Origin of the sequence: Biomaibacter acetigenes (assembly GCF_003691585.1) — a bacterium.
Taxonomy (GTDB): Bacteria; Bacillota; Thermosediminibacteria; order Thermosediminibacterales; family Tepidanaerobacteraceae; genus Biomaibacter; species Biomaibacter acetigenes.
In genome coordinates this window covers 2,001,393-2,018,770 of sequence record NZ_CP033169.1, presented here as the reverse complement: position 1 = coordinate 2,018,770, position 17,378 = coordinate 2,001,393, and the positions used below count along the sequence as shown (strand labels likewise).

Here is a 17,378-nt window from a genome sequence, read left to right as displayed (position 1 = left end):
ATAAAACAGGCTTTAAAAAAGGCCTGTTTTATTTTTTCATCATTTCTAGCTCGTAAAAAGACATTAAATTATATAATTCATCATCTTCTGACACCCGTTTACAAAATAACAACAAATATTACAAAAATTAGAAAAGGGTGAAAAGACAAAATTTACTTGATCCACTTTCGTAAAGTGTGTTAAAATCTAAATGTCTGATGTCGGACAATTAAAAAAGACAAACTTAACTTCAAGTTTACTAAAAATTAACTACACATTAACAAAGATATTTTATTATTAAATGGAGCGTTCTCTATGTGCTAGCGGAAGGCTTTGCCTAAAAATTGTTTTTAGGAGAGGGGGTGTAACAAGGGATTTTAATAACACATTAAAAAACCAGAAAAGGGGGGATAGGAAAAAATAAAACACCTGGATAATTACACGAAAAAAATTACATAAATTTCAAGTCGTGTAAAACGTAATATGTAATTATTTGAAAATGTTCCGACCTTTTTTAGAATAAATATTTAGGGGGAATAACCTTGATAAGTTCTTCAAAAGCGTATTTTTATTGGAAACGCTTGCTGGTAGTGCTGCTGGTATTTTCCCTGGGGTTAGGCCTCGTCCCGGTAGGGACGATAGGGGAAAGGGAAGCGAGGGCGGATTACGCCGCCGACCTCTTTATTTCCGAATATATTGAGGGAAGTAGTAATAACAAGGCTATCGAGATTTATAACGGAACGGCGAACGAGGTCAATCTCAGTGATTACACTTTGGAGCTTTATACTAACGGTAGCCAAACCGCTTCACAAACTTTGCTTCTTAGCGGAAACTTAGCCAGTGGAGAAGTATACGTAATGTGCAACACAAGTGCTGCCCAGGCTATAAAGGATAAAGCAGACCTACAAAACTCCAGCGTGATTAATTTCAATGGTGACGATGCTATAGTATTGAAACATAACGGCAATATCATCGATGTCATCGGCAAAGTAGGCGAAGATCCTGGAACCGCTTGGGGCACAGGTGATAACACAACTGCGGACCATACTCTGGTGCGTAAGAGTTCGATAAGTGCCGGTGATAGCAATCCTTATGATGATTTTGATCCTGCTGACCAGTGGGATGCTTATCCTAAGGATACTTTTGAATATCTTGGCAGCCATACTATGGACGGCTTTGGCAGCGGTAGAGAAGACACTCAACCTCCGGTATTAAATTCTGCAGAAATAAGCAGAGACCGGCTCGTAATTATATATAATGAAATTCTGGATGAAGCCTCCGTGCCGGCCGTCAATGATTTTACCGTAAAGGTGAACGGTCAGGCACAAGCTACGCCCACCAATGTAGCCATCTCCGGCAGCACGGTTAACCTTACCCTGGCAGAGGCCGTTAAGGCGGGCGATAATGTAACCGTAAGCTATATAGCGGGAACCAATCCTATTCAGGATGCTGCAGGCAACGACGCAGCCGATTTCACTGACCAAGAGGTAACAAACAATACACCGGGATTATTTACTATTTCTGAAGCCCGGGCATCAGCCAATAACACCACTGTTACTACTAGGGGTGAAGTTACTGCTGTTTTAGGCCCTAGTGCATGGATTCAAGATAACACAGCCGGCATAAGGCTTTATAAAGGGAATATTACTAATGTACAAATAGGACAGGAAGTTGAGGTCACCGGTACTGTTAATGATTTTAATGGAGATCGGCAGATTACGGTTTCTTCATACATTATTCTCCCAGGAGATAATTTTCCTACTCCTGAACCTATTTCTGTTACTATCTATGAAATAGGAGAAGAAAATGAAGGTAAATTAATAAAGATAGAAAATGCTTGGATAACTGAAGATTATAATACCGGTTCCGGAGGCATTTATATAACTACCGACGGCTCCAACAGACTACTGGTATATGCTCAGGCCGGTTCAGAAATTAAGACTTATCTTCAGGGTTTAGCTAAGGGTGAGAGCAATAAATATAATTTTGTTGGCATTAGTTCCTGCTATAAGGATTGTCGAGAGCTATTCCCAAGGTCTACAGATGATATAATTATCAGCGAAACTACTGATCCAGTAATATTGAACTATGGGCCTCAAGGAACAATCACTGAAAGAAAACCCGAAATATATACTGAATTCACATGGGGAAAAAATGCAGACCCCGGATTTGTTTCGTTAAAATTGAATGGCACTGAAGTTTCGAACAATGTTTCAATCATTGATTCAGTATATAAGATTAGTTATATACCTACAACAGATCTCGATATAGGAGATCAGACCGTAAGTGTATCAATATATAATAACAAAGGGGGTCTTACAACCCATACTTGGAGTTTTAAAATTGAAAGTGCTCAGGAACGGCAAGTAATACCTATAAATCAAGTGGATACTGTGGACGAAAACGGAAACCCTACGCGCTTAAAAGAGGATAATATTACGATTGAGGGTATTGTTACTGTGGGAAAAGGAGTAATTGATGCTAGCAAGACGATTTATGTTCAGGATGGAACCGGCGGCATCGCTATATACGGTAGTGGTCTTCCTGATGTAAAACAGGGGGATAAAGTTAGGGTAACAGGAAAGGTCGATTTTTACAATGGCCTGACCGAATTAACCTCTGGCAGCGATCCCAAATTTATAGAGATTTTAAGCAGTAATAATCCACTACCGGCACCACAAAATATAACATTAGACAAGCTTACATCTTTTAGTACTGCTGAACCCTTTGAAGGGATGCTGGTCAAAATAGAGGCTAAAGTGAGCAGTATTCCATCAAGTCCTGCCAGTGGAGGTTATAATGTAAAGATAACAGATATCAATGGTGCCAATGAGATTACTCTACGGGTGATGCAAACTTCCGGCATCGATCCTTCCAAGATATTGCAAGTAGGCAAAACATATACAATTACAGGTATTGTAGGACAATACGATAATAAAAGTCCATTTACTTCCGGTTACCAGATATTCCCCCGTTCTTCTGCTGATATTGTGGAAAAGCAAGAGGTTGTGGAAGATAAACCTTTGATATATAATGTTCACCCTGCCAACATGGCCTTTACCTATAACAAAAAGCCCACCATTTCCGCCACTTTTGAAAGGGGCGGGGCGAACATAAATCCGTTGAATGGAAATGTAACTATAAAACTTGATGGCAGCGATGTTACAAGTTCCGCTACCATAGATTTCAAACCCGAAACTCAAAAAGGGACGGTAACATATACACCTTCTACCGAACTTTCCTATGGCGAGCATGATGTCACGATTTCCGTGACCGATGCGGTATATAGGACAGCGGAATATTCCTGGTATTTCAATGTCGACGACGGCGTGACGGATCCGAAATTCTTTTACGGTATCCCCCATTCACATACATCTTATTCCGACGGTCAAGGCACTCCGGCAGATGCATATGAGCATGCACGCAGCAAGGGGCTCGATTTTCTTGTGGTAACGGATCATTCCAATTCCCTCCAGGGTGATGAATATATAGAGAAAACCAAAGAATTCCTTGCCAAGGAAAATTCCGAATGGACCAAGACCGGCGAAATGGCCGCTGCTTTCAATCAACAGCATCCCGATTTCCTTGCCCTGCGCGGCTTTGAGATGACTTCTAGCGACTGGGGCCACATAAATGTCCACAACACCGATAAATATGTAGAAGCTAAAAAGACCATGACAGGGTTGAGGGAGTTTTACAACTGGCTGGAAAATCAGCCCGATGCGGTAGCAGAATTTAACCATCCCAACTGGCCCAGCGATTCCTTTAATAACCTGGGCTATGTTCCCGAAGTGGACCGCATATTAAACCTCATAGAAACCGGAAACGGTGCTCCTCCATATTCTTACTCTCGTGCAGAAGAATGGTATTACAGGGCCCTTGACAACGGCTGGCACGTGGGAGCGGTAAACGCCCAGGATAACCACTCCATGAACTGGGGAGATCCTGACAACCTCACCGTGGTAGTGGCAGATGAATTGAGTCATGATGAATTTATTGAGGCTTTGAGGGAAAGAAGAGTCTACTCCACAGAAACCAGGACTCTGGAACTTATTATGAAAGCTAACGGTTACTGGATGGGAAGTGTTCTGGACTCCAAGGACATAACAGATGGGAAACTGAATTTTGAAATCACAGCCCAAGATGAAATTCAACCCATAGATAAACTGGAACTTGTTACCAATGGTGGGAAAGTAATAGATACGTATCAGGCAGGCGGGAAAACAGACGTATCATGGAATCCGAGTGTTACTCCAGGTTCCGGTTCCCACTGGTATGTGGTAAAGGTATATCATAAGAGCGGAAAGCTTGGCTTTTCAAGCCCCATATTTGTGGCCGGTGGAGAAAATGATGTGAAACTCGTAGAGCTCAAGATAAATCCCGAACCCACATTACCAAACTTTGATACTACCCTTACGGCTACCGTTTCCAACATGGGTGTGCGCCCTGTAGAAAACCTGGAAGTTAAGTTCTATCAAGGCAGTAAAGATGCCGGTAATCTTATCGACACCGTCACCATAGACAGAATTGCTGCAGGGGATAAAAAAGAGGCAAGTGTGACGTGGAAGCCTTCGGCAGCAGGCCAGACCAGGATCTACGCAGTGCTAACCCCCATAGAGAATGTCACTACGGTGACGGAACTTTCAAAAGCTGTAAAAGTGGTGGAATCTAACGGCAAAAAGATACTCGTTGACCAGGGACATGCAAATTCCGAAGTGCCCGGCACGCACAATGACCTCATGGAACTTTTGAGGCGATATGGATACAATGCTTCATTTAATACAAAGACATTGACTTCTGACCTGCTAAAAGATGCAGATGTGCTGATACTCAACACTCCGACCGATTATAGTAAAAACCTTACACAAGAGGAAATGGATGCTGTTGCTGCATGGGTAAAGGCCGGTGGTTCGCTGCTATTGGCATCAAAATCAAATTATCAGTTTGAAGGTAGTGCCGATAACAACTACCATGATGGTAATACCATGCTAAATGCCTTGCTTGCGAAAATGAATTCCGGCATCCGCCTCAACAATGATAACGTATATGAACCCAACAGTTCAGAAAACTACAGCGGAGGTATGAAATGGTCGGTATATGCCCGCACCATACCCGATGCTCCCAGCGGCCTCAATAAGAACCTGGAAGCCATACGCTATTTCAGCGGCTGCTCCCTGGTGGATGAGAACCTAAAGGCCTTAACCAATGACCCGGCTAGCGGCATTGAAATCCTTGTGGCAGGCAACAAGACATCCTATAACTTCAATGTAAAGCCAGGATATTACACATATAATAATGCAGTAGGCGGGGAAAATGATTCGAACCAGACTGCAGGTCCCGACGGTGACAAGATCCCCCTTATAGCTAAAGAAAATATCGGCTCCGGCCGCTTGGTGGTGGCGGGGCGATACTTCTACTCGGATTATGAAATAGTAAATGATGTGAGCAACACCGCTTTTACCTTGCGGCTCATCGATTGGCTGGCTAAGATTGATCGCATAAGGACCATAGCTGATGTGCGAAAGAATGCGAAAATAGGAGATATTGTAACGGTTCAGGGTGTAGTGACATCACCCACAAACAACTTCTTTGATACCGTATACATTCAAGATGAAACCGGCGGCATTTCCCTCTACGGCACCCAGGGCAAAGAATTGCCCATAGGCACTGTTGTTATCGCCACCGGCGGAGTGCAGATGTTTGAAGGCGAAATGGAACTTGCCTATGAAAATGCCGATATGGAAGTGCTGTATGTGGGCCCTGGGACTCCAGTAGAGCCCAAGAAGCTTTCAACTAAAGATGCCATGAACTCTCAGTATACCGGCATGCTGGTACAGACAGGAGGCACTATAACTGACGTTAACGAACCTGCCAGCTACTTCAAGATAGATGACGGTTCGGGAGAAGCCTACATCCATGTGGACGGCTACCTGGGCATTGACATGAGCCGCCTTAAAGTAGGAGATAAATATACGGTCATAGGCATAGCTTCTATAGGTGCCGCCGGCCCTAGAGTAAGGGTGCGCTTCCCTACAGACCTGGTTAAAGAAACGACACAAGAGCCACAATACTGGAGTCTCACTATCATGCACACAAACGATACCCACGCACATCTGGATGATATAGCCCGGAGAGCTACAGTGGTTAAGACTATTAGGTCAGAAGCTCATAATAATCTGTTGTTAGATGCCGGCGATGTGTTTTCCGGAACCCTTTACTTTACCAAATATCAAGGCCAGGCCGATATAGATTTTATGAATATGCTGGGATATAATGCTATGGGCCTCGGCAACCATGAATTTGATAAGGGCCCCACTGCACTGGCCGAATTTATCAATAAAGCCGCATTCCCCATAATAAACTCCAACTTTGATTTTAGTACCGAACCTGCATTGAGTTCCTTATTCAAAAATAGTGTAGGAGAAGGCTCCGTAGGGGAATCCCTTAAAGCAAGTATTTACCCCCGCTGCCATAGTTGATGTAAATGGAGAAAAGGTAGGTCTCATTGGGGTTACTACAGAAGATACCGGTGAGATTTCCAGCCCCGGTGACAAGATAAAGATCAATGATGCTTTTGTATCGGCGGCTTCTGCAGTAGATATGCTGGAAGATAAAGGTATAGACAAAATCATAGCCATCAGCCATCTGGGCTGGGATAAGGACAAGGATCTAGCCGAACAAGTAGAAGGTATTGACATTATAGTTGGTGGTCACAGCCATACCAAACCTTCAGACTATCCTGCGGTGATTACGGATGCGCAATATAATACTCCCACTCTTGTGGTGCAGGCTAATGAATATGGGAAGTATCTGGGTAGACTCGATGTGGACTTTGATGATGTGGGATTAGTTAAGGAATACGAAGGCCGCTTGATTGATGTAGCGGCAAAAGATGCGGATGGAAATTATGTCTATGCGGAAGATCAGGAATTCGCTGAAAAACTTGCAACTTATAAAGCACCTCTGGAAGAACTCAAAAACACAGTGGTAGGTAAAACCCAGGTAGCCCTTGACGGCGCGAGGGATAATGTCAGGACAAAAGAAACAAATCTCGGCAACCTCATCGCCGATGCTATGCTGGAAAAAGCCTCAAAACTAGGCGGAGCTTCAATGGCTATTACTAATGGCGGCGGTATAAGAGCTTCCATTGATGAAGGTGATATTACCTTGGGAGAAGTCCTTACAGTAATGCCCTTTGGGAATACCCTGGTAGTGTTGGAGCTTACCGGTGAACAAATCATCGCTGCACTGGAAAACGGCGTAAGCCAGGTTGAACAAAAAGCCGGTCGATTCCCCCAGGTGGCAGGACTTAAATTCACATGGGACCCTGAAAAACCGGTAGGACAGCGCATCGTTGACGTTAAGGTAAAGACCTGGGAAGGTTACAGTTCCATAAATAGAAGCGCCAGGTACCTGGTAGCCACAAATAACTTCATGGCCGGAGGCGGAGACGGCTACACTTCCTTTAAGGAAGCAAGCAAGGTAATAGATATAGGGTTTGTGGATTATGAAGTATTTAAGGAATACCTGCAGCAACATAGTCCTGTAAATCCGGTGATTGAAGGAAGAATATCAATATATTCACCATTAAAAGATGATGATAGCGATGAGGATCATAAGAAGAAAGAAAATAAAAAGAAGGAAGAACCTTCCACCAGCCCGGGAGTCATCCCTGAATCCGAACTTAATGTAACAACTACCGATGGTCGGGTGAAAGTGGAAGTTACTGATGAGGCTATAGATAAAGTTTTAAAGCAGGAAGGTTTTACTGCGGTAATAGATCAGCAAAAGGCCGTAGGGCCTCAGGTAAATGTAAGCATCAGTGCAACTTCCATAGAAAAACTGGCTCAAAAAGGCATTAAGGTCACCGTAGCCACACCGTGGGCTCAAGTTACGGTAAATCCGTCATCTATCGATACCCAGGGTACCACTCCGGGAGCCAAAGTCGGAATTAGTGTAGAGCAAGTACAAAAGCAAGAAGTGCAGCAGCTTTTGAAGAACTTGCCGGATAACCTTGATCTGGCCGGTGATGTTATAGATGTGAATGTAACGGTAGAAGATAAAGAACAAAAAATATTTGAAAAGCCCGTAAGACTAATAATGAAATTAAATAAGAACGGTCAGGGAAACTTCTTCATCTATCGCATCAAAGAACACGGAACCCTCGAATGTTTAGGTGGAGAAGCCGTCAAAGATGAAAATGACAAAGTAATCGGCTACGGAATCGACTTGGGGCATCTCAGCAAATACACCGTAATGGAGTTCAAGAATAAGTTTACGGATATTGACAGACACTGGGCAAAGCAAAATATAATACTGATGGCCGCCAGGGATATTGCTAAGGGAATCGAAGATACTAAATTTTACCCTGATCAAAGCATAACCCGCGCCCAGTTTGCCGCACTGCTTACGAGGATGTTGAAACTGGAGAGCACGGCATCAGAAAACATATTCCAGGATGTGCCTGATAATGCCTGGTTTAAAAACGACATAGCTGCGGCATACAAGGCCGGTATAATCACAGGCAAGGATAAGAATCACTTCTTCCCCGACCAAAAAATAACAAGGGAAGAAATGGCTACCATGATAGCAAGGGCATACAATTACGCTACTGGTAAGACTTTGAGCGGTGACGGCTTACCCTTTGCCGATAGTATGAACATAAGTCCCTGGGCAAAAGATGCGGTAAAAGGAGTATATAAACTTGAGATAGTCGAGGGAATGGCGGGCAATCTGTTTGCACCGAAACAAACAGCTACCAGAGCCCAGGCTATTGTGATGTTAAAGAGATTGATGGATACCTTAGAACTATATTAATGAAAACCGGAGGAAGGTATAAATCAAGCCTTCCTCCGAAAAAACAAGACCTTAAAAATATATTAATAGAAAATTCAATATAAAATAAATACTTGACAGAATTACCAAAAAAATGCTAATATGGGAATGTCGGATGTCTAACAATTATAAAAAATGGGGGGATATTATGTTAAAAGCTAAGAAGATTTTGGTTGTGGGATTAGCCTTGCTTCTAGTGGTTTCTCTGGTTGCAGGTTGCGGGCAAAAACCGGCTACGGAACAAAAACAGGAACAGCAGCCCGCCCAGGAGCAGCAGCAACAGCAGCAAACTCAGCCTGCTCCTGAAATCAAAAAGATTAAGGTTGGACTTGTCTTTGATGTGGGCGGCCGTGGCGACCTATCCTTTAATGATAGTGCCTATGCGGGATTGGAAAAGGCCCAGAAGGAATTTGGCGATAAGATTGAAGTCAAATACCTGGAGCCTTCCGCCGGCGGCGAAAACAGGGAACAGCTCATGAGACTTCTGGCTGAAGATGGTTACAATCTTATCTTTGGTGTAGGCTTTATGTTCACAGACCATATAGCAAAGGTATCACAGGAATTTCCCGATGTAAAGTTTGGATTGATCGATGGTTTCATAGATGGCTTGAAAGATGATTCCAATGTTTCCTGCTTGCTCTTCAAGGAACAGGAAGGTTCCTTCCTGGTAGGAGCCGCAGCGGCATTGAAATCCAAAACAGGTAAGGTCGGTTTTGTAGGAGGCATGAAATCACCGCTCATCGAGAGATTTGAGGTGGGTTACCTTGCGGGAGCAAAATACATCAATCCGAAAATAGGTACCATGGTAGATTACATAGGTACTACCGGTGATGCCTTTAAAGACCCTGTAAAGGGTAAAGAACTGGCATTAAAACAGTTTAAAGCAGGAGCTGACGTGGTTTATCATGCTTCAGGCGCCTCCGGTATAGGTGTCATTGAAGCCGCCACAGGTGAAAAAAAATTAGCCATCGGTGTGGATTCAGACCAATCCCTTTCAGCTAAAGAAGATCAAAGAAAGTATATTTTAACCAGTATGTTGAAGAGAGTGGATATATCCGTATATGACACTATAAAAGCTTATATTGATGGCAATTTCAAGGGCGGTTACCAGATTTTCGGGCTGGCAGAGGACGGTGTTGGTTATGCTGTCAATGATTACAATAAATCTATGATTTCCGATATTGAGCCCAAGCTTGAGGAACTTAAACAAAAAGTTATAAAAGGTGAGATTAAAGTTCCCGTGGATAAAAAGGAATATGATGAATTCTTAAAAACCCTTAGCAAATAATAAAGCGGGGGTGACATATGTCACCCCCCTTTTTATAATGAAAGGGGACACACCTCCTCTTCTGGGGAATGAATCTGGGGTAGTCGGAGGAATGTCCCCAATCATATTTGAGGGAGGGAACATCTTGGAAAAGGCTGTGGAGCTTAAAAATATCACCAAGCGCTTTCCGGGTATCACAGCTAACAACAATATCAACATTACTATAGAAAAGGGCGAAATACATGCCGTTGTTGGAGAAAACGGAGCCGGTAAGAGCACCCTTATGAAAATATTGTCAGGCCTTTACCAGCCCGATGAAGGGGAAATATTCATTTTTGGCAAAAAGGAAAATATAAATTCACCCATTAAGGCTATAGAGCTCAAGATAGGCATGGTCCACCAGCACTTTATGCTGGTGTCCCGCTTTACAGTGCTGGAAAACATCATCCTCGGTTCGGAAATACGGTCGGGAATTTCCATCGACTATAAACAAGCCCGAAATATAGTGGAGAGGCTTTGTAATCTGTATAACTTCTCCCTGGACCTGGATGCCAAGGTGGAGAATATTTCCGTCGGCCAGGCTCAAAGAGTGGAGATATTGAAGGTTCTTTACAGGGGTGCCGACATCCTCGTGCTGGATGAACCGACGGCGGTACTGGCCCCTCAGGAAGTCAAGGAACTCTTTGTCAATCTCAAAAGACTGAAACAGGAAGGAAAGACCATCATATTTATCAGCCACAAGCTGGACGAGGTTCTGGAGATAGCAGACAAAATCACTGTTTTACGGCGAGGTGAGGTAGCGGGTTCTGCGGTGCCCGAAGAAATTACAAAGGAACAGCTGGCTAAAATGATGGTAGGTAAACCCGTTTTGATGAATCTAAATAAGCAAAAAGTTACTCCTGGAGAGATTTTTCTTTCGGTTAAAGACCTTGTGGTAAAAGACCCTGGTGGGAAAGCGGCTCTGGATGGTGCAAGTTTTGAAATAAGAGGCGGAGAAGTATACGGTATAGCCGGTATTGAGGGTAACGGCCAGAAGGAACTGACAGAGGCCATTATGGGACTTAAAGTCATATCGGGAGGCAGTATACAGATACGCGGTATTCAGGTAAAGGGATTTTCAGTAAAAGAAATTCGAAAACTGAGGGTGGCCTATATTCCTGAGGACCGTCACCGGCAGGGCCTGGTGCTCCCCATGAAAGTGTGGGAAAACGGCATAATTGGGTTTCATCGGGAAAAAGAGTTTTATAAAAAGCCACTGCTCAAGGTAAAAGAAGCAATAGAATTCACTCGAAAAAAGGTTCAAGAATATTCCATTAGCTTGAGCTCAATAAATCAACCGGTGGAAGACCTCTCAGGCGGCAACCAGCAAAAGGTGATACTGGCCCGGGAACTTTCGGAAGACCCGGATATTATTATAGCTTCTCAGCCCACAAGAGGCCTGGATATCGGGGCTGCGGAGTTTGTACACCGGGAACTATTGAAAAAAAGAGACGAAGGAAAAGCGATTTTACTGATATCTGCAGACCTAGAGGAAGTACTGGCCCTTTCGGATAGGGTTGGTGTCATTTATAACGGCAGGATAGTGGCCGAATTCAAACCCGAAGAAGTTACTCTTGAAGACGTGGGCATATATATGCTCGGCGGTTCTGAACGGAGAGTGAGCGGCGAATGAAAAATAATTATAAAATAATAATGCTCAGGGTTTTATCCCCTATTTTTGCCATATTGATGGCAGCACTTATAAGTTCACTGGTGATAATGGTCATACACCAGGACCCGTTTAAAAGTATTTGCTACCATGTTCAGCTTCAGCTTTAAGAGAGTGGATAGCATAGCAATAATACTCTATAATGCGACACCTCTTATATTCTCCGGACTTGCCGTTTCAGTGGGTTTCCGCATGAACCTTTTTAACATCGGTGTCGAGGGACAGTACCTTATGGGAGCTTTTTTGGCAGCCCTGGTAGGATTCTCTCTTAAAGGGCTTCCTGCCATAATACATCTTCCCCTTACAATTCTGGCGGCCATCGTGGCGGGAAGTTTGTGGTCACTTTTACCCATATACTTGAAGGTAAAACGGGGTGTGCATGAAGTTATTAGCACCATAATGTTGAATTACATATCATTTTCATTTATCCATTATTTTATAGCAGACCTTTTGATGGATAAAAGCCAAAAAATGTTACAAGGCCTGGGCAGTCCCATTGTGAGGATGCCAAAAATACTTCCATCTGCTTTAATGCCCAGGATGCGCGATTTTTTAAATCTTTTTGGACTCGATTTGCCCAAACACGTATACCTTAACTGGTTCTTCCCTCTGGGTATATTGCTTGCCATAGGCATTTACTACATGCTCATGTACACCCCCTTCGGTTTTGAACTCAGGGCGGTAGGCCACAATCCCGATGCAGCCAGGACCGCAGGCATTAAACCCGAGAAGGTTTATTTCGTAGGTTTCTTATTGAGCGGTGCTATAGCGGGGCTTGTGGGTCTTTCGGACCTTTTGGGTTATTTTGGATACATGGACCTGGATTTTCCCAGGAATTATGGCTTTAACGGTATAGCGGTGGCGCTGATGGGACAGAACCACCCTCTGGGGATAATCCTTTCCGCGATGCTTTTTGGATTTTTAAACCGTGGGGCGGAGGGTGTGCAGACATTCCTCAACGTTCCCATGGATGCGGTGGTAATCCTTCAGGCTTTGATGATAATTTCTATAGTTGTAATAACTAAAGTGATGAACGACTACATTAAGCGCCTGGAGAAAAAGGAGGTAAGCAAAAATGCACCTGGCAGAACTGCTGGCGTCCAGCTTTAGAATGGCGATACCCATACTCCTCACGGCCCTGGGAGCAGTTTATTCAGAAAGGAGTGGCGTGGTAAATATTGGCCTGGAAGGCATGATGATAGTAGGGTCTTTCTGGGGAGCCCTGGGCGCTTATTTTTACGGGCCTGTCATGGGGCTTATAATCGCCATGGTGGCAGGCATGTTGCTGGCATTGATTCATGCAATAGCTTCGGTTACCTTCCGGGTAGACCAGATAGTTAGTGGTGTGGCCCTAAACATCCTGGCTTATGGAAGTAGCCGTTTTATGAGTCAGGCCATATTTAAAATGGCCACTACAACCCCCATGTGGCAGGTCTTGCAAAAATAAACATTCCCGGGACTGACAGCGTGCCTTACTTGAAGCCTTTGCTTACGGGGATTTCACCCATCATCATTCTGGCCATACTTTTTGTGCCGCTTTCAGAGTATATAATCAACCGGACGGTGTTTGGCTTAAGGCTGAGGGCGGTGGGAGAAAACCCTCTGGCAGCGGATACCCTCGGCGTGAACGTATTCAAAATGAAATATGTGGGCGTGTTGATAAGCGGCATGCTGGCCGGCCTTGCCGGTGCTTATCTTGCCCTGGAGCATACGGGGATGTATGTGGAAGGCATGACTCAGGGCAAAGGATATATAGCTCTGGCGGCCATGATTTTCGGCAACTGGACCCCCACGGGGGCGCTCCTGGCTTCGCTTTTGTTTGGATTTGCAGAGTCCTTGAGTTTCAGGGTGGTGGAAAATGGTTTAATACCCTATCAGTTTATCAAAATGATACCCTATGTACTCACACTCATTGTGCTGGCAGGGTTTGTAAGGAAATCCACACCTCCGGCTGCAGACGGTGTTCCTTATGAGAGAAATGCAGGATAAAATGGTGTATTTAAAGGTAGGGAGTAAAAAAGATGATTTTTTCAGAGAAATTGTGGGACAATTCCCAGAGATATGAGATTGTATTGAAGAAAATAAGAGACATGATATTGAGCGGCGAACTCAGGGAAGAGCAAAAATTTCCATCGGAGACGGTACTTGCCAGGGAATTTGGAGTAAGCCGTTCCACTTTGCGGGAGGCCTTGAGAATCCTGGAAGATGAGGGCCTCATAAAAAGATATCAGGGAGTGGGCACTTTCGTATCCCGAAAACCCATGATTGAGAGCGGTATGGAAGAACTTATCAGCATTACCAGGCTGATTGAAAAGCAGGGAATGAAAGCCGGAACGAAAAATATAAGTATTATAAGGACATTCCCCAGTGAAAAAGAAGCATCCATCATGAAGATGTCCCCGGAACAAGAGATTTACAGGGTGGAAAGAGTAAGGACCGCCGATAATGTTCCGGTGGTATACTGCATAGATAGAATTCCGGTGAAGTTTGTAAAAAATGAATTTGAATTTAAGATAGAATCACTTTTTGATTATTTGCAAAAAGACCTTGGTATATATATTTCCTATGCTGTATCCGATATCATACCCGTTAAGGCTGAAATCGCCGAAGTATATAAAAAATTAAACCTGAAATCCAGGAACGATGTAGTTTTACTCCTGGAACAGCTTCATTATGATGATAAAGACAATCCCATATTTTATTCCTCAAACTATTTTTCACCGGATAAAATAAAATTTTGTATAGTGAGAAAGCGTAAATAGAGATGAACTTGAGAATAAGCAGGGATATTGACAGAAGCTGTTATATTGCTTATAATATCTAAAAAAGGTTCAAAAGGAGTAGTAAAGGCAGCAACCCTTTTCCAGAGACCGGAGTTTGGTGAAAATCCGGAAGGGGAAAGCCTTGAACTCGCCTTTAGTAGAAAATGGCCGGCAGGCGTTAAAATGCAAAGAGCAGGGCTTTTAGCCAATTAGGGTGGTACCGCGAGAGAGCTTCTCGTCCCTAACCGGGATGAGAAGCTTTTAATTTTTTTCTATTTTATTTCCCACAGCAAAGGAGGATTCAGTTTGAATTACGATTTTAAAACCATTGAAGCCAAATGGCAGAAAAAATGGGCTGAACAAAAACTGTATAAAGTAAAAGAGGACCCGGCCAAGCCTAAATTTTACTGCCTCGAAATGTTTCCGTACCCTTCAGGAAAACTCCATATGGGCCATGTAAGGAATTATTCTATCGGTGATGTAGTGGCACGCTTTAAAAGGATGAACGGCTACAATGTGCTACATCCCATGGGCTGGGATGCCTTCGGCCTTCCTGCCGAAAATGCGGCCATAAAACATGGCGTTCCTCCTTCAAAGTGGACCTGGGAAAATATCGATAACATGAGGAAGCAGCTTAAGAGCCTGGGCTTGAGTTATGACTGGGACAGGGAAGTGGCCACCTGTCACCCGGGCTACTACAAGTGGACCCAGTGGTTTTTCCTGAAACTTTATGAGATGGGTCTGGCCTATCGTAAAAAGGCCTTTGTAAACTGGTGTCCATCCTGTGCGACTGTACTTGCCAACGAGCAGGTGGTAGATGGCATGTGTGAGCGCTGCGGCACCGAGGTTGGGAAAAAGGACCTGGAGCAATGGTTTTTTAAGATAACCGACTATGCCGAAGAGCTGTTGAAGGACCTGGAAAAACTTCCCGGGTGGCCTGACAAGGTTAAGATAATGCAGGAAAACTGGATAGGCAGAAGTGAAGGCGTGGAATTTTCCTTCACCGCAGAAAAAAACCGGTGACAGGATTCCCGTCTTCACCACCCGGCCCGATACGGTCTATGGAGTTTCATATATGGTTCTGGCACCGGAACACCCGCTGGTAAGCAAACTTTCCGCGGGGACTGAGCAGGAAAGTGCCGTAAAAGAGTTCCAGAAAAAAATGGAAAGGTTCAATGAAATAATCAGGACCTCCACCGAGACCGAAAAGGAAGGCCTTTTCATCGGTACCTATGCCATAAACCCCATGAACGGTGACAGAGTGCCCATATGGATAGCAAACTATGTGCTCCTGGAATACGGCACCGGTGCAGTCATGGGTGTGCCTGCCCATGACCAGAGGGATTTCGAGTTTGCCAAAAAATATAACCTGCCCATAAAGGTGGTGGTGTCACCTCCCGACAAAACTCTTGATGCCAAAGAAATGACCGAAGCCTATGTAGAAAGAGGCGTTCTTGTTAATTCGGATAAATTTAACGGCATGGACAATATAGAAGCCATCAAGGCTGTAGGACAGTATATGGAAGAAAAAGGAATAGGCAAGGTCAAGGTAAACTACAAGCTCAGGGACTGGTTAATTTCCCGCCAGAGGTACTGGGGAGCCCCAATTCCCATGATTTACTGCGACAAATGCGGCATCGTGCCGGTTCCAGAAGAAGACCTGCCGGTGATGCTCCCTCCCAATGTGAAATTTAATCCCAGGGGAACTTCACCGCTTCTTGAATGCGAGGAGTTTTTGAATACCACATGTCCCAAATGCGGTGGCCCGGCCCGACGGGAGACCGATACTATGGACACATTCATGTGTTCTTCCTGGTACTATTACAGGTATACGGATCCCAGGAATACCGAACAGCCCTTTGCCAGGGAAAAACTTGACTATTGGATGCCGGTAGACCAGTATATCGGCGGCGTGGAGCATGCCATACTTCACTTGATGTATTCAAGATTTTTCAATAAGGCCATGAGGGATGCGGGGCTGGTCCATGTGGATGAACCCTTTACAAATTTGCTTACCCAGGGTATGGTGCTCAAGGATGGCGCCAAGATGTCCAAGTCCCTTGGGAACATAGTAAGTCCCGAGGATATCATTGATAGATATGGTGCTGATACCGCCAGGCTTTTCATCCTCTTTGCATCCCCACCAGAAAGGGACCTGGAGTGGAGCGACCAGGGGGTGGAAGGTTCCTTCCGGTTCCTGCAAAGGGTATGGCGCCTGATAGATGAACTCTCCGAGAGGTTAAATGATGAAAATACCGGAGCTAAGGCCGAAGGGGATGTGCGCCGTTTGGTGCACAAGACCATAAAGAAGGTCACAGATGATGTAGCTGAAAGATTCAACTTCAATACAGCTATAAGTGCTATCATGGAAATGGTCAACGGCCTGTATGCATATAAAGAGCAAAAAATTTCAGGTTCTGTTATAAAAGAAGCGGTGGAAAACCTACTTCTGCTCCTGGCGCCCTTTGCTCCTCATATGACAGAGGAGTTGTGGGAAAAACTGGGAAAAAAGGAAAGCATCCATCTGATGCCATGGCCTAAGTACGATATAGAGGCAATGGTCGAGGAAGAGATAGAGATAGTAGTCCAGGTAAACGGGAAGGTTAAGGGTAAGGTAAGCCTTCCCGCCGAGGCCACCGATGAGGAGATGAAGCAGGCGGCATTGAGCAATGAGAAAGTGCTGCCGCATATTGAAGGCAAAAACGTGGTCAAGGTTATCACGGTACCAAGGAAACTGGTGAATATAGTGGTTAAGTAGGAACGAAGAAAAAGCCGGTGTTGCTGCCGGCTTTTTGTTTTATGATAATATTATTGTAATCAAGTTTAA

General features: G+C 44.3%; 10 protein-coding genes and 1 pseudogene. All 11 read left to right on the top strand.

The features are described 5' to 3' along the window. Window positions 1-521: 521 nt before the first annotated feature. On the top strand, window positions 522-6,458 hold the full coding sequence (locus D2962_RS10360; protein WP_122014934.1) for a CehA/McbA family metallohydrolase: 5,937 nt from the start codon (window positions 522-524) through the stop codon (window positions 6,456-6,458). 121 nt (window positions 6,459-6,579) lie between these two features. Beyond that, on the top strand, window positions 6,580-8,796 hold the full coding sequence (locus D2962_RS10355) for a 5'-nucleotidase C-terminal domain-containing protein (protein ID WP_122014933.1): 2,217 nt from the start codon (window positions 6,580-6,582) through the stop codon (window positions 8,794-8,796). A gap of 166 nt (window positions 8,797-8,962) precedes the next feature. Next, the gene (locus D2962_RS10350; RefSeq protein ID WP_122014932.1) at window positions 8,963-10,102 is read left to right on the top strand and encodes a BMP family lipoprotein; all 1,140 of its coding nucleotides are present in this window, start codon (window positions 8,963-8,965) and stop codon (window positions 10,100-10,102) included. A gap of 124 nt (window positions 10,103-10,226) precedes the next feature. Further along, the gene (locus tag D2962_RS10345; protein ID WP_122014931.1) at window positions 10,227-11,753 is read left to right on the top strand and encodes an ABC transporter ATP-binding protein; all 1,527 of its coding nucleotides are present in this window, start codon (window positions 10,227-10,229) and stop codon (window positions 11,751-11,753) included. Then, a complete protein-coding gene (locus D2962_RS18665) occupies window positions 11,750-11,899 on the top strand; it encodes a hypothetical protein (RefSeq protein ID WP_245984597.1) in 150 nt (49 codons plus the stop codon). The genes D2962_RS10345 and D2962_RS18665 overlap by 4 nt, the downstream gene beginning before the upstream one ends. Window positions 11,900-11,903: 4 nt before the next feature. Beyond that, on the top strand, window positions 11,904-12,899 hold the full coding sequence (locus D2962_RS10340; RefSeq protein ID WP_245984595.1) for an ABC transporter permease: 996 nt from the start codon (window positions 11,904-11,906) through the stop codon (window positions 12,897-12,899). After that, window positions 12,865-13,236, top strand: a complete 372-nt coding sequence (locus tag D2962_RS19250) for an ABC transporter permease subunit (RefSeq protein WP_281273652.1) — start codon at window positions 12,865-12,867, stop codon at window positions 13,234-13,236. Before D2962_RS10340 ends, D2962_RS19250 begins: the two co-directional genes overlap by 35 nt. 29 nt (window positions 13,237-13,265) lie before the next feature. Beyond that, window positions 13,266-13,778, top strand: a complete 513-nt coding sequence (locus D2962_RS19245; protein ID WP_281273651.1) for an ABC transporter permease — start codon at window positions 13,266-13,268, stop codon at window positions 13,776-13,778. A 32-nt stretch (window positions 13,779-13,810) separates the two neighbouring features. Then, a complete protein-coding gene (locus D2962_RS10330) occupies window positions 13,811-14,551 on the top strand; it encodes a GntR family transcriptional regulator (protein WP_120767852.1) in 741 nt (246 codons plus the stop codon). 27 nt (window positions 14,552-14,578) lie between these two features. After that, complete coding sequence (locus D2962_RS10325; protein WP_120767851.1) at window positions 14,579-14,764, top strand: hypothetical protein; 186 nt, start codon at window positions 14,579-14,581, stop codon at window positions 14,762-14,764. 93 nt (window positions 14,765-14,857) lie between these two features. Beyond that, window positions 14,858-17,309: pseudogene (gene leuS / locus D2962_RS10320) on the top strand (leucine--tRNA ligase). Window positions 17,310-17,378 lie beyond the last annotated feature (69 nt).

Coding starts and splice junctions, on each gene's coding strand:
- D2962_RS19250 (WP_281273652.1), top strand. CDS start 12,865: ATGCACCTGGCAGAACTGCTGGCGTCCAGCTTTAGAATGGCGATACCC.
- D2962_RS10355 (WP_122014933.1), top strand. CDS start 6,580: ATGCTGGAAGATAAAGGTATAGACAAAATCATAGCCATCAGCCATCTG.
- D2962_RS10350 (WP_122014932.1), top strand. CDS start 8,963: ATGTTAAAAGCTAAGAAGATTTTGGTTGTGGGATTAGCCTTGCTTCTA.
- D2962_RS18665 (WP_245984597.1), top strand. CDS start 11,750: ATGAAAAATAATTATAAAATAATAATGCTCAGGGTTTTATCCCCTATT.
- D2962_RS10330 (WP_120767852.1), top strand. CDS start 13,811: ATGATTTTTTCAGAGAAATTGTGGGACAATTCCCAGAGATATGAGATT.